We start from the raw sequence: 363 nt of genomic DNA on the forward strand, positions 1-363 counted from the left end.
TGATTTCAACGCCAATTTGCTGTTGCGACACATCGATTTCAATCTCTTTGTCGTCCAGTGTTCCTTCACGTAATTTCTTGCGGAAAGACTGACGGGTGCCGCGATCTTCGGTGCGCTCTTTCTCGCCCCAGGCATTTTCAGGCGGCGGGATCAGGATATCCAGAATACGCTCTTCGGCGGCTTCTTCTGCGCGGAAACGTACTTTTTCCATTTCGCGCTCTTTGGTCATTTTCACTGCGATATCAGCCAAATCGCGTATGATAGACTCAACTTCCTTACCCACATAGCCCACTTCGGTGAACTTAGTCGCTTCCACTTTAATAAATGGTGCATTCGCGAGTTTAGCCAAACGACGGGCAATCT

The 363-nt window shown here is 49.0% G+C and carries 1 pseudogene; it reads right to left on the reverse strand.

Annotated elements, in window-relative coordinates:
- A pseudogene (hslU, locus tag NLF92_RS12700) lies at nt 1-363 on the reverse strand (HslU--HslV peptidase ATPase subunit); the annotation flags it as partial.

It is taken from the genome of Opacimonas viscosa (assembly GCF_024199005.1).
Lineage (GTDB): Bacteria > Pseudomonadota > Gammaproteobacteria > Enterobacterales > Alteromonadaceae > Opacimonas > Opacimonas viscosa.